15 protein-coding genes are annotated in these 19,743 nt (G+C 70.9%); 3 read left to right on the forward strand and 12 right to left on the reverse strand.

What is annotated here, in order from left to right:
- Window positions 1–21: 21 nt before the first annotated feature.
- The 3 genes from AABA78_RS25005 to AABA78_RS25015 all read right to left on the reverse strand — a co-directional run bounded on the left by AABA78_RS25005 (window position 22) and on the right by AABA78_RS25015 (window position 3,991).
- Complete coding sequence (locus AABA78_RS25005; RefSeq protein ID WP_440588513.1) at window positions 22–1,260, reverse strand: DUF6068 family protein; 1,239 nt, start codon at window positions 1,258–1,260, stop codon at window positions 22–24.
- Window positions 1,261–1,343: 83 nt separating this feature from the next.
- A complete protein-coding gene (locus tag AABA78_RS25010; RefSeq protein WP_338266466.1) occupies window positions 1,344–1,832 on the reverse strand; it encodes a (2Fe-2S)-binding protein in 489 nt (162 codons plus the stop codon).
- A 2-nt stretch (window positions 1,833–1,834) separates the two neighbouring features.
- Window positions 1,835–3,991 (reverse strand): xanthine dehydrogenase family protein molybdopterin-binding subunit, encoded by a 2,157-nt coding sequence (locus AABA78_RS25015; RefSeq protein WP_338266468.1) that lies wholly within the window; start codon window positions 3,989–3,991, stop codon window positions 1,835–1,837.
- Window positions 3,992–4,574: 583 nt separating this feature from the next.
- Between AABA78_RS25015 and AABA78_RS25020 the strand changes: the two genes are divergently transcribed.
- Entirely contained in the window at window positions 4,575–7,202 is a 2,628-nt protein-coding gene (locus AABA78_RS25020; RefSeq protein ID WP_338266469.1) for a carboxypeptidase regulatory-like domain-containing protein, read from the forward strand.
- Window positions 7,203–7,218: 16 nt separating this feature from the next.
- Here the strand turns inward: AABA78_RS25020 and AABA78_RS25025 are convergent, their stop codons facing one another.
- From AABA78_RS25025 to AABA78_RS25065, 9 genes are all read right to left on the reverse strand, one after another.
- Complete coding sequence (locus AABA78_RS25025; protein ID WP_338266470.1) at window positions 7,219–7,917, reverse strand: S8/S53 family peptidase; 699 nt, start codon at window positions 7,915–7,917, stop codon at window positions 7,219–7,221.
- Entirely contained in the window at window positions 7,914–8,204 is a 291-nt protein-coding gene (locus AABA78_RS25030) for a hypothetical protein (protein WP_338266471.1), read from the reverse strand. The genes AABA78_RS25025 and AABA78_RS25030 overlap by 4 nt, the downstream gene beginning before the upstream one ends.
- Before the next feature lie 15 nt (window positions 8,205–8,219).
- Window positions 8,220–10,004 (reverse strand): peptidase domain-containing ABC transporter, encoded by a 1,785-nt coding sequence (locus tag AABA78_RS25035; protein WP_338266472.1) that lies wholly within the window; start codon window positions 10,002–10,004, stop codon window positions 8,220–8,222.
- 17 nt (window positions 10,005–10,021) lie between these two features.
- Window positions 10,022–13,012, reverse strand: coding sequence for a hypothetical protein (locus tag AABA78_RS25040; protein ID WP_338266474.1), 2,991 nt, complete (start codon window positions 13,010–13,012; stop codon window positions 10,022–10,024).
- A gap of 51 nt (window positions 13,013–13,063) precedes the next feature.
- Window positions 13,064–13,282 carry a hypothetical protein gene (locus tag AABA78_RS25045; RefSeq protein WP_338266476.1) on the reverse strand — a complete coding sequence of 73 codons (219 nt, stop codon included), beginning with the start codon at window positions 13,280–13,282 and terminating at the stop codon, window positions 13,064–13,066.
- A gap of 48 nt (window positions 13,283–13,330) precedes the next feature.
- Entirely contained in the window at window positions 13,331–13,552 is a 222-nt protein-coding gene (locus AABA78_RS25050) for a hypothetical protein (protein WP_120523628.1), read from the reverse strand.
- Window positions 13,553–13,588: 36 nt separating this feature from the next.
- A complete protein-coding gene (locus AABA78_RS25055) occupies window positions 13,589–13,810 on the reverse strand; it encodes a hypothetical protein (protein WP_338266477.1) in 222 nt (73 codons plus the stop codon).
- A gap of 125 nt (window positions 13,811–13,935) precedes the next feature.
- The gene (locus AABA78_RS25060; RefSeq protein ID WP_338266479.1) at window positions 13,936–14,466 is read right to left on the reverse strand and encodes a hypothetical protein; all 531 of its coding nucleotides are present in this window, start codon (window positions 14,464–14,466) and stop codon (window positions 13,936–13,938) included.
- Window positions 14,463–15,377, reverse strand: a complete 915-nt coding sequence (locus AABA78_RS25065; RefSeq protein ID WP_338266480.1) for a class I SAM-dependent methyltransferase — start codon at window positions 15,375–15,377, stop codon at window positions 14,463–14,465. The genes AABA78_RS25060 and AABA78_RS25065 overlap by 4 nt, the downstream gene beginning before the upstream one ends.
- A gap of 212 nt (window positions 15,378–15,589) precedes the next feature.
- Here AABA78_RS25065 and AABA78_RS25070 point away from each other — a divergent pair, with 212 nt between their 5' ends.
- Together AABA78_RS25070 and AABA78_RS25075 are read left to right on the forward strand one after the other, a co-directional pair.
- Entirely contained in the window at window positions 15,590–15,718 is a 129-nt protein-coding gene (locus AABA78_RS25070; RefSeq protein ID WP_338266481.1) for a hypothetical protein, read from the forward strand.
- A gap of 317 nt (window positions 15,719–16,035) precedes the next feature.
- A complete protein-coding gene (locus AABA78_RS25075; protein WP_338266482.1) occupies window positions 16,036–19,731 on the forward strand; it encodes a DUF7933 domain-containing protein in 3,696 nt (1,231 codons plus the stop codon).
- Window positions 19,732–19,743 lie beyond the last annotated feature (12 nt).

The following is a 19,743-nucleotide window of genomic DNA, read 5'->3' on the forward strand; positions in this document are numbered from 1 at the left end:
CGGTCTCCAGGCGTGGCGGCGTCAGTTCCCGCCATCCTTCCACCAGATGCCCCAGTCGCCCAGGGCCGTGGAGTACTCAAGCTGACGCGCATCCCGGGTCGGGCCGAAATAGCGGCTCTCCGCCAGGGCGTTGAAGCGTGCCCAGGTGGAGAGGCCGTCGAGTTCGGCACCCCACGGGTCCTCCGGGTACTGGACCTTCTGTGAGATGGCGTCGGAGGGGTCTTGCTGGCCAAACGACTGCGTACAGACCCTGGCGGGGATCACGTGCGAGCCCAGGGTGACCGTCTCCCTGCGCGTGGACGTGACCTTGCCCGGGACGGGCGGCCACCCGGGAAACACGGTCGCGGCCTGGTCGATGACGCCGAGCAGGGCCTCTGCCAGCGAGAAGCTGGACGCACCCTGGAAGTCGCCGCAGGGAGGCGCCGTGCCCGGGGTGCCCGTCCACTTCGTCGTCAGCAGCTGACCGCGCTCCGCGCTCATGCAGTAGCGGTGCAGCTTCGGGGGCTCGCCGTCATCCGTCTTCACCACGTCGTACCAGGTGCCCGGGCCCAGGGGGTGCTTCAGGGTGGGGACCTCTCCAGCGGCGAGGGTGCCCTGACGGAAGGAATGGAGCTTGAGGTGAAAGGAGACGCTTTCTCCCATCCCGGAGGGACTGCTGCTGGCTTCGAGCAGGCCCTGGGTGAGGTACAGCGGCCCGGGCACCATGGCGTGGACGCGGACCTCCAGCGAGCCATCGCTGACGCGGGAGTCCTCCACGATGCGCCGGGCGTCCCACGTCTGTCCTCCGGCGGCGTACCGCTCCTGCGTGACGGTGCCGTCCGTGGGCTCGAAGGGTGGGCGCGGCCGCGACTCCTCCATCCGCATGGGCAGCACCTGGGCCTGGGCGAGCGCGCGATGGGGGTGGGGACGGCCCTGGTCGTCCGTGAAGGTGATGGCGAGCCACGCCCACGGAGGCCTCACGGCCACGACCTCCAACGCCATCCGGCCCTCGACCTGGTTCGAACGTCCCCGGGGCTCCTCGCGGATCTTCCCCTGGAAGAAGGCGAGGACGTCGAAGGGGATGTAGGGATTGAAGAAGCTGCTGCCGAAGTCGTACTCGACGCGGTCTCCCACGCGTGCGTACTTCCACGGTGAAGCCGCGGCCTCCGGTGGGAGGGGAACGGGCTTCATGCCCACGCAGGCAGAGCCTGACACGAGTGCCGTACACAACAGGAGGAGGACGTGGAAGGAGCGGGACCGCATGGGCTCCCTGTCTGCCATTGACCCCGGGAAGTGGGAACCCGATTCGACGAGGCCCCGCCAATGCCCACCACCCGGCAGGGGTTTCTTGACGGCGGCGCGGCTCACCTATCCGGGAGGCTCGCTCCCTTCCGCAAGAGCAGCGCGGCGCGGTGGATGGCGGAGCGGATGCGGACGTAGGTGCCGCAGCGGCAGACGTTGTCGCTCATGGCCGCGTCGATGTCCGCGTCGGTCGGCTGGGGGTTCTTCCGCAGCAGCGCGACGGCGGCCATGATCTGCCCCGGCTGGCAGAAGCCGCACTGGGCCACGTCCTCGGCGATCCACGCCTGCTGCACCGGGTGCAGTCCGGTCGCGTCCGCGAGGCCCTCGATGGTCCTCACCTCGCGGCCCGCGACTTCGCCCACGGGGTGGAGGCAGGGGCGGAAGGCCTCGCCGTCCAGGTGGCTGGTGCACGCGCCGCAGACGCCCACGCCGCAGCCGTACTTGGGGCCCGTGACGCCCAGCACGTCGCGGAGCACCCACAGCAGGGGCAGGTCCGCGGGCGATTCCACCGACACCGGCTGACCGTTGAGCATGAATTGATGGGCCGGCATGGTCAGGCTCCCTCGTCGAGGATGGGGAAGCGGGTGGGCATGGCGCCCGTCGCCCGGGCGATGGCGTTGGTCAGGGCCGCCGCCGCGCTGGGGTAGCCCAGCTCTCCCACGCCGCCCACGCGGTCGTCGGAGCGCACCAGGTGCACCTGGATGGAGGCGGGCGCGTGCTTCATTCGCAGCCACCGGTAGTCCGCGAAGCTGCCCTCGCGCACGGCGCCCGCGTCGATGTGGAGCCCCGCGCTCAGCGTGGTGGACATCGCGTCCAGCGCGGCGCCTTGGAGCTGCGCTTCGATGCCCTTCGGGTTGATGGGCAGGCCCACGTCCGCGGCGATGACCACGCGCAGCACGCGCGGCGTCCCGCTGGTGACGTCCACCTCCACGAGGTGGGCGATGGCGCTGTCCCACTCCTCCAGCACGGCGACGCCTTGCGCGACCCCGGATGGCAGCGCGCGGCCCCAGGCGCCTTCTTGCACCACCCGGTCCAACACGGCCTTGAGCCGTCGGGACGTGAGGCGGGAACGCCGCAGCTCCACGGGGTCCCGCTGGAGCTCGCGGGCCAGCTGGTCGACGAAGACCTCGTTGGCCACGCCCACCTGGCTGGTGAAGACGGAGCGGAAGGAGGCGGTGGGAATGGGGAGCGGCACTTCGGCCAGTTCCTGCGCGACCCAGCCGAACTGGTAGGGCACGTGCTGGGTCAGCGCGAAGAACACCGCGCTGGTGACGTTCGGCAGGACCTGACCGAGCAGCGAGGTGAGCAGGTCTCCGAAGCCGTGGGGGAACTCCACGGTGGGGATGGCGGCGCGGTGATGCCAGCCGAGGATGGAGCCGCCCGGACCCAGCGAGGCCAGGATGCGGTGGTGGCTGGCGGGCCGGTAGTGGCCGTGGCGCATGTCATCGTTGCGGCTCCACATCAGCTTCACCGGATGCCCGAGCGCCCGGGAGATGAGCGCGGCCTCGACGGCGGCCTCGGTGAAGAAGCGCCGGCCGAAGCCGCCCCCGGCGCGGATGGGATGCACCGTGACCCGCTGTGGAGTGAGCGCCCAGCCGAGCGCCGCGGCGACCTGGCTCCGCGCGAACTTCGGGTCCTGGACGCCGGACCAGACCTCCGCGACGTCGCCCGTCACGCGGGCCACGCAGCTCTGTGTCTCCATGGGCGCGTGCGCGAGGTAGGGGAAGTCGAAGCGCCCCTCCACGACTCGCGTCGTGAGCAATGGCGGCAGCGGCCGGGGCCCGATGGCGTCACGCAGCCGGACGCGGATGTCGGCGTCGGAGAGGTGGCTGGCGGGTCCCGGTGCCCAGGTGACCTGCAACGCGTCGCGAGCCGCGAAGGCCTGCGCGAACGTCCGGGCCGCCACCGCCACGCCGGACGGAAGCTGCACCACGCCCACGACGCCGGGCATCGCGCGGGCGGTGGAGGCATTGAAGGACTGGACCGTGCCGCGCAGCGTGGGAGGCCGCGCCACGACCGTGGGCACCGCGCCCGGGATGTCGAGGTCCAGGGTGTACCGCGCCTCGCCGGTGACGATGGCCCGTGCGTCGACACGCCCCGTGGGCTGACCGACGACGGTGTATTCAGCCGGAGATTTCGGCAGTGGGGAGACCTCCGGCAGCAGGACGCGTGCGGCGTCCTCGGCCAGCTCGCCGTAGCCGAGCCGTCGGCCGTCGGGAGCGCGGACCTCGCCCTGCGCGGTGGTGAGGGTGAGGGCCAGCACCCGCCAGCGGTGCGCGGCGGCAGTGACCAGCCGGGCCCGGGCCTCCGCGGCGGCTGCGCGGAGCGGACCGGCCAGGTAGCGCATCGTGGAGGACAGCCCGGTCAGCTGGATGAGCCAGCGGGGATCCGCGTCGGCGGTGGACACGTCCACGGCATCCAGGCCCGTGTCGAGCTCCTCGGCGACGAGCATGGCCACGGCGGTGGTGATGCCCTGGCCCATCTCCGTGCGGGGCAGGGTGGCGACGACGCGCCCATCGGTCCGGACGGCGACGTAGAGGTTGAGCGACGTCTCCTCCATCGCTGCGGACTCCGCGGCCTGGGCCGAGGGAAGGTCGAGCCCGCACCGCGCCGCGATCATCAACGTGGGCGAAGCCACCAGCCACGTCAGGAACCGGCGGCGGTCGAGACCGCCTGGAGGAGCTGCGTCCGTGGGCAGCATGTCAGCCATGGAGAAAGTTTCTCACGCGGCCAAGGGCACGCCCAACGACCCACGAAGCCCTGTGCGGCACCTGTCACCTGGAGCCCGGAAGCATCCAGCACAGGACCCTGAACGGACCCGAAGCACTGTCCTGTCTCGAAGCTCCGGGACACCTCCGCCCGAAGCTGTTCCAAACCTGTCCGACAGTCGGACCGGCTCCCGCGACCGCGAGGAGGCAGACCTGCCCAGCGCGGTTTCAAACCGGTCCGACAGTCGGACAGGTTCATGCGGAGCGCCGCTTGCGGGACACCTCCCGCCCGACGCGGTTCCAAACTTGTCCGACAGTCGGACCGGTCGCCGCATCCGGCCAGGGACCAGCCCTGTCCGACAGTCGGACAGCTTTTCGCGGAGCGTCGCCGACCGGGAGCCTGTCGTTGCCAGCTCCCTGCGTGAACCTGTCTCGGAATCAGGCTTCGTCCTCCAGGTACCTGGTTGGTCGCTTCGTGCTGGAGCACCAAGCCCTGGGGCGGGATGGCTGATGCGGGACGTGCACGCGGCTTCGGGTGATACTGGGGTCGGTGCCCCCATGGAGGCGGGGGTGAGGATGGCGGGCATGCGCAGGTGGCTCATCGGTGGCGTGGCGGTCCTGGTCGCGTGCGGCCTCGTGCTGTTCTGGGCCCTGCGCTCCGGCGGATCGGATGCTCCGGCGGGCAGCGCGGAAGCCACACTCGCGCCGAAGCCCTCCACGAGCCCCGGATCCATGCCGAAGGACTCCGGGCACGTGAAGGACGGCACGCTCCCGGCGGCGCAATCCCCGGTCGAGGCGGAGGGCGTCCTGGACGTGGAGGTCCTCGCGGGCGGGAAGCCTTCGCCCGGGACCACCGTGCGGCTCTACGCAACGGGCTCGCGAGCGTCCGCGTGGACGTTGATGGGCTCCGGCCTCACGGATCCGAAGGGACACGTCCTGCTGGCCTCCGGCCCCGGCCGCTACCTGGTGGCGGTGCGCGTCCCGGGCCTGGCGCCACTCCTGCGCGACGTGGTGCGCCCGCATGGCGAGTCGCGCACGGCGCTGCGGATCTCCCTGGAGCCCGCGCAATCACTCACGGGTCGCACGGTGGTGCGCGGCTCGAATGAACCGCTGCCGCTCGTGGAGATCGTCCTCACGGCGCACGCCCGCGAGCTGGAGGCCTGGCAGCGCGCCGACGCTCCCGACGACGAGCGCGTCTATGCGACGAGCGACGAGCGCGGGAGCTTCCGCATCGACGGGCTCGCCCCCGGTGCCTACCTGCTGGAGGCCCGCGCCCCCGGCTACGCGCGCGAGGTGATGAACCGCCTGCGCATTCCCACCGAGGGCCCACTGACGCTGGCGCTCCGGCTGGCGAGCGTCATCGAGGGCTTCGTCGTGGACGCGAAGGGCCTCCCGGCCGCGGACGCAGAGGTGCGGGTGGGCGGCAATCCCTCCCAGGTGGTGACGACGGGCGCGCAGGGCGGGTTCTCCGTGGAAGTCGAGCCCGGCGTCCACCCCCTGTCCGCGCGGCGCGGCGAGGAGTCCGGCGCGCTCGACCTGCCAGTCCTCTGCGCCGCGGGCAGCACCGTGCGCGACGTGCGGATCCAACTGGGACCGGGTGCGGTGCTGGAGGGGCGCGTGGTGGAGGAGCCCTCCGGTGGACCGGTGGCGGGGGCTCGCGTCGATGTCAGTCCTTCGGGCGGGGACGGAGACCCCGGCGTCGCCGTGTCGGACGCGGAGGGACACTTCCTCGTGCGCGGGCTCGCTCCCGGCAGCTACGACGCCCGCGTGAACGCCACCGGCTTCTCGCCTGCCTTGCGCCGCGGGCTGACGGTCACCCAGGGCGAGCGCTTCCCCGTGGAGTTCAGGCTCTCTCGCGCCGGCGCGGTGGAGGGCCAGGTGCGCGACAGCAACGGCGCCCCGGTGGCGGCGGCCCGCATCTCGGGCGTCAACCGCTGGAGCGGTGGCGCGGACGCGAAGCCCATCGAGGCGCGCACCGACGCGGATGGCCACTATCGGATCGAAGGGCTCGCCACGGGCCGCCTGTCGCTCTCCGCGCGCCACGAGGGCTCGACGGTGGGCGCCCGCCAGACCGTCTCCGTGGAGGCGAACGGCACGGCCCGGGCGGACTTCACGCTGGAGGGCACGGGCACCGTGGAGGGCGTGGTGCGCGTGGCCCGGGACTCCCACCTGGACGTGCCGCTGGATGTGACGGCCCTGGCGGATGAGTCGACTCGAAGCGTGGCCCCGGACGTGGGCCAGTCCGGGGTGGACGCGGAAGGCGTCTTCCGGATGGTCCTTCCTGCAGGGAACTACACGCTCCTGCTCACGGCGCGCGGCCGCTTCCTTCAGGGACAGCGCAAGCCCGTGCGCGTGGAGGCGGGACGGACGGTCCAGGTCGAGCTCACGTGGGAGGAGCAGCGCGACGTGAACGAATACCGGGGCGTCGTCCTGGAGCCGGACGGCTCGCCCTCTCCCCGCGCCTTCATCACCCTCACGGGGGTGGAGGGCCAGGGCATTCCCCTGACGATGACGCCCACGGATGAGGAGGGACGCTTCGTCATCCCCCTCTCCCGCACGGCGCTCCCCGCCAATCGCCGCGTGATGCTGGACGCGCGCAACGGCGGACGCTCCAGCGAGCCCGTGCCCGTGACCGCCGAGCAGGAGGTGGTGGTGCGGTTGCGGCCTTCCGCTTTCCTCCGCGGTCGCGTGGTGCGCAAGGGCGAACCCGTCCGGGGCTTCTCCCTGTCGCTCCAACTCCAGAAGGGATTCCTCCCGCGGGGAGAGGGCCCCTGGGAGTTCTCTGGAGATCGCTTCGAGCTGCGCGACGTCCCGCCGGAGCCCGTGAAGCTGACGGCGCGCACGGTGGATGGATCCGTGGGAGAGGTCCTGGCCTCTCCCGGCACGGGCGCGGTGCTCGAAGTGGACATCCCCCTGACGGAGCCCGCCACCGTGAAGGGCCGGGTGGTGAACGCGGCCACGAAGGCGCCCATTACCGACGCGTTCATCTTCATCGAAGGCGAACCGCCCTCCCCAGAGCACGCCCCGGACGCGGAGGGCCGCTTCTCCCTCCCGGGCGTTCGCGCGGGCGACCGCGTCCTCGTCATCCTGGGCGGCCCGTCCCAGGGACGCCTGCGCAAGCCGCTGAAGGTGAAGGACGGTGAGGTGCTGGACCTGGGCGACGTCTCCCTGGAAGTGGCGCAGCCCCCACCGCAGGGCCAGCCCACGCAGTAAAGGCCCCAGGTGGCGCTCAGCCCTGCTTGCGCCGCCAGGCCGGTGGAGGGCCGTCGCGCAGCACCCCGGCCACCGCCACCGGGCAGGCGAAGCTGGTCGTCATGGGAACCTGCATCCAGCGGCCGCCCATGTAGAGCCTCACCTCCCGCTCCTTCACGACGTGGTCCACCTTCACGTCCGCGCCCACGCGCTCCATGAGGGCGGGGTCGCCCACGGACACCACCGACTCCAGCTGCGAGGGCAGGGTGGGCACTCCGCCCGCGGCGCTGGCGATGATGGCGCCCCGTGCCGCCGCGCGGTCCGTGACTTCGCGCATGGGCGCCTCCAGCGCGCGGTGGGTCGTGCCCAGGCTCAGGTTGAGCACGTCCACGCCCACCTCATCCAGCATCCACCCCAGCGCCTCCACGAGGCACAGCGAGTGCCCGCGCACGTTCTGGTCGAGGACGCGGGCCACGTAGAGCTCCACGTCCGGCCAGGGACGGACCTGGTCGTGGAGGATGCTCAGCACGGCCGTGCCGTGTCCGTGCGTGTCCTCCAGGTCCAGCGCGCTCGCGCCGGCCCGCCACGCCTCCAGCTCCTCCCGTTCGTAGACGCGCGCCTCCAGCACCTGCGCGTCCAGGTCGAGCGTGAAGGAGGCCGCTCCCGCGAGCCGCAGCGAGTGCTCGCGCAGGAAGGCCACCTCCACGCCGCTGTCGATGATGCCCACCTTCTTCACGGGGCGCTGCCTCCCGCCCGCGAAGGCTTCCAGTGCTGGAGCTGCCGCATCACATAGGTGCCCAGGGACACGGACTCCGTGCGGGGCGGGATGGCATCCGGGACGGACACGGTGAGATGCACGAGCGAGCCCGCGAGCGCCATCCCCGCGCCCAGCACCACGAGGAGCACGAACGTGAGGGTGCCAATCCGCCGCACGACGAAGAGGCCCGCGTGGTCGGGGTCCTCCAGCAGGGGCAGCGTCGAGGGCAGCGGCGGCGCGGTGGGGCGTGGAAGCTCGTTCGCCATGGTTCTCCGTCCGCGCTAGGCGGCGTCCGCCTCGCCCATGCCCGCGCGGAACAGCCGCTGGTACGGCGCGCAGCGCGCGAGCAGTTCCGCGTGCGGACCCCGGCCCACCAGCCGTCCTCCGGCGAGCATCCACACCTCGTCGGCCAGCGGCGCGTTGGCCAGCCGGTGCGTGATGAACAGCACCGTCTGTCCACGCTCCCGGGCCCGCGCGAGCAGCCCCCTCACGATGGCGGACTCCGTCTCCACGTCGAGCTGCGAGGTGGCTTCGTCCAGTAGCAGCACCGGCGCGTCGCGGAGCACCGCCCGGGCCAACGCCAGCCGCTGCCGCTGTCCGCCGGAGAGGCTGGCGCCCGCCTCGGCCACCGGCGTGTCGTAGCCCTGGGGCAGCGCCGCGAGGACGGGCTCCAGCGCGCACAGCCGCACCGCCTGCCGCAGGTCCTCCTCGCTCACGTCGGACAGGCCCAGGGTGAGGTTGTCGCGCACGGTGCCGTGGTACAGCTCCACGTCCTGCCACACCACCGCGAGCTGCCGGCGCAGGTCGGACAGCTCCAGCGTCCGCGCGTCCTGCCCGTCGTACAGCACGCGCCCCCGGCCCGGCTCCTCCAGCCGCGTCAGCAGCCGCGCGAGCGTCGTCTTGCCGGAGCCGCTGGAGCCGACGATGGTCACCACCGCGCCGGGCGGGACGCGCGCGCTCACCTCGCGCAGCACGTCCTGCTCCGGCAGGTAGCCGAAGGACACGGCCTCCAGCTCCACCCCTCCGGAGAGCCGCTGTCCCAGCGGGGCCGGGGCCGTCAGCGAGCGGGCCGGGTCCTGCTCCGGCGTCTCGTGCAGGTACTCGAAGAAGCGGCGCAGGTGCACGCCGCGCTGCTGGAGGCTGGTGACGAAGGCGATGGCCTCGATGACCGGCCCGCGCAGGTACGCGGCATACGCCACGAAGGCCACGAAGCCGCCCAGCGTCAGCTTGCCCTGGAGGATGAGCCGCCAGCCCAGCCAGGTGAACAGCGCCGTCTGCGCGGCCTCCACCGAGCGCTCGAACAGCCGCAGCAGCCCCTCCACCCCATGGGCCCGCAGGTGCGCCCGCAGCACGGACCGCATGAGCCCCGCCGCGCGCTGGTAGACGAACGGCTCCAGCGCCAGCACCTTCGTCGTGCGGCTCTGCCGCAGCGTCTCCACCTGGAGCGCGCTGAGCGCACCGTGCACACCCATCACCTCCTGCCACGCGCTGCCCATGGCGCGCCCCATGAACAGCGGCACCGCCACCACGAAGGGCAGCGTGGCCAGGGCCGCCAGCGCCAGCTCCCAGTGGAGCGACGCGAGCGTGAACGGGATGACGAGCAGGAAGGTGAGCTGCGAGAAGACGAGCCGGAGCAGCCCCAGCACCAGGGCCATGCCCGCCTTCGCGTCATCGAAGCGGCTGGTGAGCTCCCCCACCTGACGCCGGGAGAAGAAGCGGTCCGGCAGGTGCTGCAGGTGGTTGAAGAGGTAGAGCGCCGAGGAGCTCTCCAGCTTCACGGTCAGGTACGCGGAGTAATAGCCCAGCAGCGTCTCCGCGAGCGCCGCCGCCACCGACGCGGCGAGGATGCTCAGCACCAGCACGTGCAGGAGCCCCAGGTCCTGCGGCGACGACACGTGGTCGAACAAGAGCCGCGTGAGGAAGGGCGGAATCAGGCAGAGCAGCGTGATGACCGGACCCAGGAGCGCGCTCCTCGCGAGCGAGCCCCACGCGGGCTTGAGCAGCCGCAGCAGCGCGGCCAGGTAGCGCGCCGACTGCCGCAGCCCGGGGGAGCCTTCCGCCTGCATCTCGCCGCCCGCTTCCATCACAGGTGCGTGAGCACGCTCTGGGCCAGCGCGTCCACTTCCTCGGGAATGGCGTGGACGCGCAGGCCGGTGTGCTGCTCCATCTTGCGCCGCGCCTCCTCCAGCACCTCATCGCGCACGCCCAAAAACCACGTCTCCGTCCACCGGCTGCCCAGGAGCTTGCGCCCGCCCATCATCGCCAGGCCCACCACCGTGCAGGGCACGTCATGCTCCCGGGCCAGCATCTCCAGATATTCGCGCGTCGCGACCACGTCCTCCGGCTTCGTGTCCACCGACACGGTGAGCACCACCAGGCGCGGCAGGAACGTCTCGTAGATGAGCGTGGAGGCGTTGGCCCGGCGGTCCAGGCCGGCGGGCGTGTAGAGCAGCCCGTTCTGCCCGCCCGTGATGACCAGGTCGCAGTCGCGCGCCAGGTCCGCCATGAGCCGCCGCTCGAACGCCAGTCGCTGCGGGCCCTCCACGCGCAGCACGCGCGAGTAGCCCGTGTCCGAGCCCAGCAGGATGCCCGTGGGCTCCGTGGCGTGGTGGCGCACGCGCACGTGCTTCGCCAGCGCCTCGCGCAGGTACACCTGCGTCGTGAACTTGCCCTGCACCGTGTCCGTGCCGAAGACGCCCAGCAGGTTGCGCGGCCCGTACTCCGCCGGACCCGGCTTCGCGAGCGCGTCCTGCTCCGGCACGGCCACGCGCCAGAAGAGGTCGGGGTCCGGCTCCAGCCCGTCGAACAAGTCGTAATAGAGGATGTCGTCGTACAGCGACACCACCGGCAGCCGCTTGCGCGTGGCCACCTCCAGGAGCGCCCGGACGTGCGGCACCTCCGTCTCGAAGTTGAGCGAGCACGTGAAGACGACGGCGTCGAAGTCGTGGCGCGCGATGTCCGCCGGGTCGTTCACAACGGGCACGGACAACTCCCCGGCCTGGATGTACGCGCCCGCGTCGCTGAGCGACACCGAGTCGTCGAAGACGACGCACGCCGGGGCCGGGCCGCGGTCGCGGAAGCGCAAGAGCGCGTAGCCTTCTTTGTTGTACTTGAAGACGGCGGTCCGCTTGCCCGCGAGCACCTCCATCACCTGCGCGCGCGTGTACATGTGGCGGCTGCGCAGCGTGGGGTTCATCTTGAGCGGCAGCCGCTGGTCGCCCTCCCAGATTTCACCCAGCTTCCGGTAGAGCACCTCCGGGTCGTACTTGGGATAGGTACGGGTGTCCGGCGCGATGAGCAGCGGCACGCCGTAGTCCGGCATCTGGAAGACGTGCTCGCGCTCGGAGCCCTCCACGCGCAGCGCGTAGCGGCCCTGGGGGTGCAAGAGGAAGTACTGGAACGCGACGCGCAGGCCCGCGACCTCCAGCACCTCCGCGTCCAGCGTGAGCTCCCGGCGCGCTTCCGTGTTCACACCCTCCAGGGACAGCCGGCGCAGGAGGAACGGCGGCTGTTCCTGCCCGCCGGCCTTGCTCACGTGGATGAGCACGCACTTGAAGGGGTCCACCGGGAAGGACGTGAGCAGCTCCGTCGAGAAGTCCTTCAGCCGCGACACGACGTCCGCGTAGCGCGCGAGGAACAGCGCGCGCGCCCGGTCCCGCTGGGTCGGGTCCGGAATCATGAAGAGCAGGTCGCTGCCGCTGAAGACCTCGAAGCGGCGCCACGTCTCCCGCGTCTCCGCGTCCACCGGCTCCGGCAACTGCGCTTCCACCAGCTTGATGAGCGCGTACATCCACGCGTTGCCCGGCGTCAGCCAGTGCTCGCTGTAGAAGTCGCGTCCCCACGTCGAATAGTAGAGCCGGGGCAGCGACGGCGGCTCGGGCGGCGGCGCCGGCGGCGTGGCCGCAAGCTCCAGCGGCGCGGCGGGCTGCATGACGCCCTCCAGCCAGTCGACGCCCTCGTGCCACCAGTGGCCGAACAGCTCCGTGTCGAACGCGAGCACGAACGTCTGACCGTCCTGAACGAGCGAGCGGCGCGACTCCAGCAGGTCCCAGAACGCGCGCACGTGCTGGGGCACCTGGGCGCGGGCGGCGTCCACGTCGTAGAGCGCCTTCTGCCCCAGGTCGACCTTCTGCCCGCTCACCGCGTGGTACTTGAGGCCCGTCCACACGTGGCCCCGCTTGTTCGCGGGCACGGGCACGCCCAGCTCCTCGAAGTACTCGGGGCGCAGGTCGAAGCCCACGTCCCGGAAGAACTCGCGGTAGACGGGATGGGCGGGATAGGTGGATTCGGGCGACTTCCACAGGTACAGCCCGATGCGGTAGTCGTGGACGAGCACCTCCAGGTCCTCGTGGCGGAACACGCCGCTGGGGTCCTGGGGCTGTGATGCGCCAATGCCTGTCAGGCTGAGCGCGGTGCGGCGGATGCCGTGGCGCGTGAGCACGCGCTCCAGGCCCGGCTGGAAGGCGCACTCGGGCAGCCAGAGGCCGTCCGGCTCGCGGCCGAAGACGTCCTGGAAGGACTCCACGCCCCGCGCCACCAGCCGGTCCGCGATGGCGGGCTGGAAGAAGGGCAGGAAGTTGTGCTGCGGCGTGGACGTCCACAGCTGCACGCCCGGCAGCCGCGAGCGCCCCAGCGTGGCGAACACGTCGCGCAGGCTGTGCTCCCGCAGGAACGCGAGGCTGTCCTCCACGCGGCGCAGGTACATGCCCGCGGTGCGGTGGACGCGGGCGAGCGCCTCGTCCGACAGCGACTGGGGGAACTTCTCGTAGCGGTTGTAGAGGTCCAGCCGCGACGTGCGCTCCAGCTCGCGCGTGGCGATGCGCCGGAGCAGCTGGAGGTAGCCGGTGTAGCGCTCCTCGCAGGCGACGAGCTGGTCCACCAGGCACGGGGTGAAGGACATCACCAGCGTGCCGGCGAAGCGCCGGGAGTCCCAGCGCTCCAGCATCCGGAACAGCGGGAGGTACGTCTCCGTCAGCGCTTCGAAGAGCCAGTTCTCCGGCTCATCGAAGAGGGGCCCCTCGCCCAACACCTGCGGCATGTGGGTGTTGAGGATCAGGGTGAGGCGCGTGTTCATGAGGGGACCGCGAGACGGGGGGAAGCGGGGGATGCAGCGAGGACCGCGGGGCTAGATGCCGCCGCTGCAGTCCTCATAGGGGGACGTCGCGCCGTCCTCGGAACACAGCCGGTGGGCCGAGTTGTACAGGTCCTGCCAGACCGTTCCCGGTCCCGAGGCGACGAGCGTGTACGTGGTGCTGGAGAAGTTCGACGTGGCGAAGCCCATGACGTCCGGGCCTCCGTGGACCAGCTCCAGCAACTCCGAGACATCCTTGCGCGTGAAACGCATCGGGGACCTCCGTGCGGCGGGGGGAACGGCGGGTGGGAAGGCGCGGCGCTAGTAGCAGCCGAACGTGGAGCGGTCCTCGGCGGTGACGGTGCCGCCGTCCTCGCAGGTCCACTGGTACGTCCAGGAGTTCTGCCAGACGGCGCCGCCGCCGAAGGAGGGGACCATCGTCCAGGTGGCACCGGCGAAGGTCGAGGTGCCGTGGCCCTGGACATCCGGGCTGCCCTGCACCGAGCTCAACAGGTCACTGACGTTCTTGCGCGTGTAACGCATGGGGGGGCTCCGGGTGTGGCGTGGAGGGAGGGGGCGCTAGTAGCAGCCCACCTGGGACGCGTCCTCGAACACGGTCTGGCCGCCGTCCTCGCACATCCGGTGGTTCGGGTTGTAGATGTCCTGGTAGATGTAGCCGCCCGCGGACGGGGTGATGTTGTACGTGTAGCTGCCGACGGTGGAGGTCCAGAAGCCCACCACGTCGGGGTTGCCCTTCACGGTGTCGAGCAGCTCGGAAACGTTCTTGCGCGTGTACCGCATGGTGATGCTCCAGGGTTGAGGGGGGATCCGGCGGAGCCCGGAATCCTAGGAAGGGACCGGGGAGCGAGCAAGCCAGGGGAGGGCGGGGGTCCGGAAGTGTCAGGAAAAACGCGCGACTTCCTGTTTCACGGTCTCGCCTGACCCACGGCCGGCAGCCGGGCCCGCATGCCCACGTTCAGCCAGGGCTCGAGCGCGAGCTGGGCCGCGCACGCGGCGATGGTGACGAGCGCGGCCGTGAGGCCTGGCGCCTTCCACGCGCCGACGACGGCCGCCGCCGCGATGACCCAGGGGCGGATCAGCGTGAACGGCCCCAGGACCACCACGCTCGCGAGCGTCCGCGCGTCGGCCTCCGCGGCGGCCCACACGCCCATGCCCACCAGGGTCAGGGTCGCGTACGGCAGGAGCACCCAGAGCATCGCCTGCGCGCAGACGAGCAGCTGCGTGAACAGGCCCGGCGCGAACAGGCAGGCTCCGGCGATGCCAGCACCCACCACGGCGGTGGTGAAGATTCCCCGCCCCATCCCCCGGCGGATCGCGGACCGGTAGAAGTCCGCCTTGAAGATGCGCGCATCCCGGCCCGCGGCGACCCGGAAGCCGCAGAACGAGGCATCCGTGATGGCCAGCAGCGCCAGCAGCACGGGAAGGACCGCGTTCATCGGGCAGGCCCCAGCCGTGCGCGCAGCGGTCCCAGGTGCCGCAGGAGCGGCTCCCACAGCTCCGCGCGGGTTCCAACCGTGGCGGTCATGGGCCGCAGCACCGCGCCGAGGAGGTTCCGGGCGCCGTCCAGGGACGCGCAGGTGAACCCGGTCTCCGTGCGGGCCGCCGACAGCAGCGTCTGCGTGGAATGAACGCGCCGTGCGGAGACCACGCCATCGTGGCGCGCGAGCGGCTCCCGCATGCGGGCCTGGTGGAACATCCACGACCCCCAGGGCGAGAGCACCGAGTGCTGGATGTCGTAGTGGACGAAGGCGTGCCCCTGCCGCTGGCCGGCGAAGAACGCGTTCAGGTCGTCTCCACGAAAGTGATGCAGGACGCCCGTGGAGATGAAGACGTGGCCGGGCTGCTCCAACTGGAACGCGTTCGCGACCTTGAGCTCGCATGAGAGGGATTCCTCCTCCGCGAGCCGCCGGGCGTTCTCGATCAGCGTCACGTTCATGTCGCAGCCGATGATTTCAACGTCGCGCCCCAGCCGCCCATGCGCCGCGAGCGAGCGGACGACGTAGCCGAGCCCACAGCCGACGTCGACGATGCGCAGCGGAGGCTTCACGCCGGCGTCGCGCAGCGCTTGCAGCAGGGGCAGCAGCACGCAGCGGAGACGGTCCGCCTGCAGGAACTCCTCGCTCAGTCGCTGCAGCTCGATGTGCGAGCGTAGCAGGGCCAGGTTGCAGGCCTCGGCGTCGAGCGTGTCATTGGAAGCGGGAATCCGCCGCACGAGCCGCGCGGCGGAGCGCTGCCCGTTCGCCTCGAGCCGGGCCACCACCGCGGAGCGGGACACCGGCCGGGGCTGGAGCGTCGCGACGTCGTAGTCGACGATGAGGTCTGAGATTTCCAGCAGGTCGGAGGGCATTCCAGCGCGGGCACGGTGACGGTGGTGGTGCGTCCGACGGAGTGTACTGCATCGCCCCTCCGTCGCGGCGGACAGGGTGCGCGCATGCCTTCCATCCCGGCAGCCTGGGATGACTCCGGATTTCAACAGAGTGCCTGTATTGATGGGATGGTTTTGATTCCTGGAATAGGAAGGACATTGGCGCCGGTGTCCCCAGCCCCAGGTCGCAGGCAATGGAGACGCGGAAGAAGCCGCACCTGGCGGTTCCCATGAACGAGGTCGTCTTCGCGGCGCGGTCCAGCGTGCCCCTGGCGTTCGGGAGGCCCCTGCGCATCGAAGCGGTGTCCACGCCGGTGCGGTGATCCGCGAGGGACAGGCCGCTCCTCCTCCCCGCGGAAGCTGCTGGCGTGGACGTCCCTGTCGTAGCGGTGCGGGCACATTGCCCTGCCCGAATGAGCGATTGCGGAATGTCTTTCCCAAACTCAGATACCTGTCTGCATTAACCATCCGTCATCACTCAGGAGATATGAGAATGAGAAAAACAATGACTCAAGCACGGACGGGAGGAGGCCTGTTTTCAAGACTGGCTTCCATCGTCCTGACCCTGGCGCTCCTTCCCGCCTGCGGCAGTGTGCGGGAGGGACACGAGGGTGAGCAGATCGGCGTCTCCGAGGCGGCCGTGGCCACTGCCCCGTCGCTGGGCACGGCCCAGAGCTTCGCCGTGCTGGGCGCTTCAACGGTGACCAACACCGGTCCGACCGTCGTCACGGGAGACCTGGGCGTCAGCCCAGGCACCGCGATCACCGGCTTTCCTCCGGGGATCGTGGTCGGAGGGACGATCCACGCGGCTGATGCGGTGGCGGCCCAGGCCCAGAGCGACACCACGACTGCGTACAACAACCTGGCAGGGCAGCCCTGTGACTTCACGCTTCCGTCCGCGGAGCTCGGGGGACTGACGCTCGCGCCGGGCGTCTACTGTTTCGGATCGGCCTCGGCCCAGCTCACCGGCGCGCTCACGCTCGACGCCATGGGCAACCCCAACGCCGTCTGGGTGTTCAAGATCGCGAGCACCCTGACCACGGCCAGCAACTCGTCCGTGCTGCTGATCAATGGCGCGCAGGCCTGCAACGTCTTCTGGCAGGTCGGAAGCTCCGCGACCATCGGTACGGGTTCGACCTTCGTCGGGAACATCCTCGCGCTCACGAGCATCACCCTGACGACCGACGCGACCGTCGCCGGCAGGGCCCTGGCGCGCAATGGCGCGGTCACGCTGGACTCCAACGAGGTCACCATCTCCTCGTGTGCTGGCCCGGTCACGCCCCTGCCTCCCACCCTGGGCAAGGCCTTCAGCCCGGCCACCATCAACGCGGGTGGGATTTCGACCCTCACCATCACCTTGAGCAACCCGGACCCCACGGTGGCCACCCTCACGTCGCCGCTCGTCGACACGCTGCCCGCGGGAGTGACGGTGGCGGGCCCGGCCACCACCACGTGTGGCGGGGTCGTCACCACCACCGCTTCGTCGGTGACGCTGACGGGGGGCGCCATCCCGGCCAACGGTTCCTGCACCGTGACGGTGCCGGTCACCGCGGCCGCTGGCGGCAACTACATCAATTCGCTCGCCGCCGGTGCGCTGCAGACCGGCAACGGGAACAACGCCGCTCCGGCCGCCGCGACCCTGACGGTGACCCAGCCCGCGATCGCGCCCACGGTCGGCAAGGCCTTCAGCCCGGCCACCATCAACGCGGGCGGTAGCTCGACCCTCACCATCACCTTGAGCAATGCCAGCGCCACGCCCGCAGTCCTGACGGCGCCGCTCGTGGATACGTTGCCCGCGGGCGTGACGGTGGCGGGCCCGGCCACCACCACGTGCGGCGGGGTCGTCACCACCACCGCTTCGTCGGTGACGCTGACGGGGGGCGCCATTCCCGCCAACGGTTCCTGCACCGTGACGGTGCCGGTCACCGCGGCCGCTGGCGGCAACTACATCAACTCGATCGCCGCCGGTGCGCTGCAGACCGGCAACGGGAGCAATGCCGCTCCGGCCATCGCGACCCTGACCGTCAATGCCCCGGCCGGGGGCGCGCCGACGCTCGGCAAGGCCTTCAGCCCGGCCACCATCAACGCGGGCGGCGTTTCGATCCTCACCATCACCCTGAGCAACACCAGCGCCACGCCCGCGGTCCTGACGGCGCCGCTCGTGGATACGTTGCCCGCGGGCGTGACGGTGGCGGGCCCGGCCAGCACCACGTGTGGCGGGGTCGTCACCACCACCGCTTCGACGGTGACGCTGACCGGCGGCACGATTCCGGCCAACGGCTCCTGCACCGTGACGGTGCCGGTGACGGCGCCCGCCGGGGGCAGCTTCGTCAACTCGCTGCCTGCTGGCGCCCTGCAGACCAACCAGGGCAACAACGCCGCTCCGGTCATCGCGACCCTGACCGTCAATCCCCCGGCCGGGGGCACGCCGACGCTCGGCAAGGCCTTCAGCCCGGCCACCATCAACGCGGGCGGCGTTTCGATCCTCACCATCACCCTGAGCAACACCAGCGCCACGCCCGCGGTCCTGACGGCGCCGCTCGTGGATACGTTGCCCGCGGGCGTGACGGTGGCGGGCCCGGCCACCACCACGTGCAATGGGACCGTCACCACCACCGCTTCGACGGTGACGCTGACCGGCGGCACGATTCCGGCCAACGGTTCGTGCACCGTGACGGTGCCGGTGACGGCGCCCGCCGGGGGCAGCTTCATCAACTCGCTGGCCGCTGGCGCCCTGCAGACCAACCAGGGCAACAACGTCGCTCCGGTCATCGCGACCCTGACCGTCAATGCTCCGGCCGGGGGCGCGCCGACGCTCGGCAAGGCCTTCAGCCCGGCCACCATCAGCCCGGGGGGCATCTCCACCCTCACCATCACCCTGAGCAACACCAGCGCCACGCCCGCGGTCCTGACGGCGCCGCTCGTGGATACGTTGCCCGCGGGCGTGACGGTGGCGGGCCCGGCCAGCACCACGTGCGGCGGGACCGTCACCACCACGGCTTCGACGGTGACGCTGACCGGCGGCACGATTCCAGCCAACGGCTCCTGCACCGTGACGGTGCCGGTGACGGCGCCTGCTGGCGGCAACTACATCAACTCGCTGGCCGCTGGCGCGCTGCAGACCGGCAATGGGAGCAATACCGCTCCGGCCATCGCGACCCTGACGGTGACCATCCCCTCGGCCGTCACGCTCGGCAAGGCCTTCAGCCCGGCCACCATCAAGGCGGGCGGCACTTCGACCCTGACCATCACCTTGAGCAACTTCAACAACGCGATGCCCGCCATCCTGACGGCGCCGCTCGTGGACACGCTGCCCGCGGGGGTGACGGTCGCCGGTCCGGGTTCCACCACGTGCGGCGGCCTGGTCACGACCACCGCTTCGACGGTGACGTTGACGGGGGGCGCGATCCCGGCCAACGGGTCCTGCACCGTGACGGTGCCGGTCACCGCGCCGGTTGCCGGCAACTATGTGAACGCGCTGCTCGCAGGCGACCTGCGGACCAACCAGGGCAACAACGCCGCCCCTGCCGTCGCGACCCTGACCGTCGTCCCCATGCAGGGGGGCGGGGGCAAGGCGCCCACGGTCCAGAAGTCCTTCAACCCCTCCACCATCGGAACGGGGGGCGTCTCGACCCTGGTCATCACGCTGACCAACCCGAACGCCACGCCCGCGGTCCTGACGGCGCCGCTCAAGGACGTCCTGCCTGACGGCCTGTATGTCCATGGCAACGCGAACAACACCTGCGGAGGCGTGGTCACGGCCACCCCGGGCAGCTCGCTGGTGGTGCTCACCGGCGGCGCGATCCCGGCCAACGGCTCCTGCACGGTGACCGTGGACGTGACCGCGAAGAAGGAGGGCAGTTACTGCAACGTGATTCCGAAGGGGGCCCTGCAGACCGACAAGGGCAGCAACAAGTCACCTGCGGAAGCCACCTTGACCGTCAAGCAGGGCATGAAGGTCCCGCCCAGGCTCGCCAAGTCCTTCAGCCCGTCCTCCATCAAGCAAGGCAAGACCTCCCTGCTCACCATCACGTTGAGCAACCCGAACGGCAAGCCCGCCTCCCTGACCTCGTCGCTCGACGACGTCTTCCCCGACGGGATGATCGCGGCCGGCAATGCCACCACCACGTGCGGCGGGTCCCTCATGGCCTACTGGGGCAGCTCGAAGGTGGTCATGTGGGGCGGCTCGATCCCCGCCAATGGTTCATGCACGGTGAAGGTGGAGGTCACCACCGATTGCAAGGGCCAGTTCCGCAACAAGATTCACGCCGGCGCCCTGGAGACCAACCTGGGCAGCAATCCCTACCCGGCTGAAGCCACCCTGACCGTCAACTGACGGCAGGCCCAC

This window comes from Corallococcus caeni (assembly GCF_036245865.1).
Taxonomy (GTDB): domain Bacteria; phylum Myxococcota; class Myxococcia; order Myxococcales; family Myxococcaceae; genus Corallococcus; species Corallococcus caeni.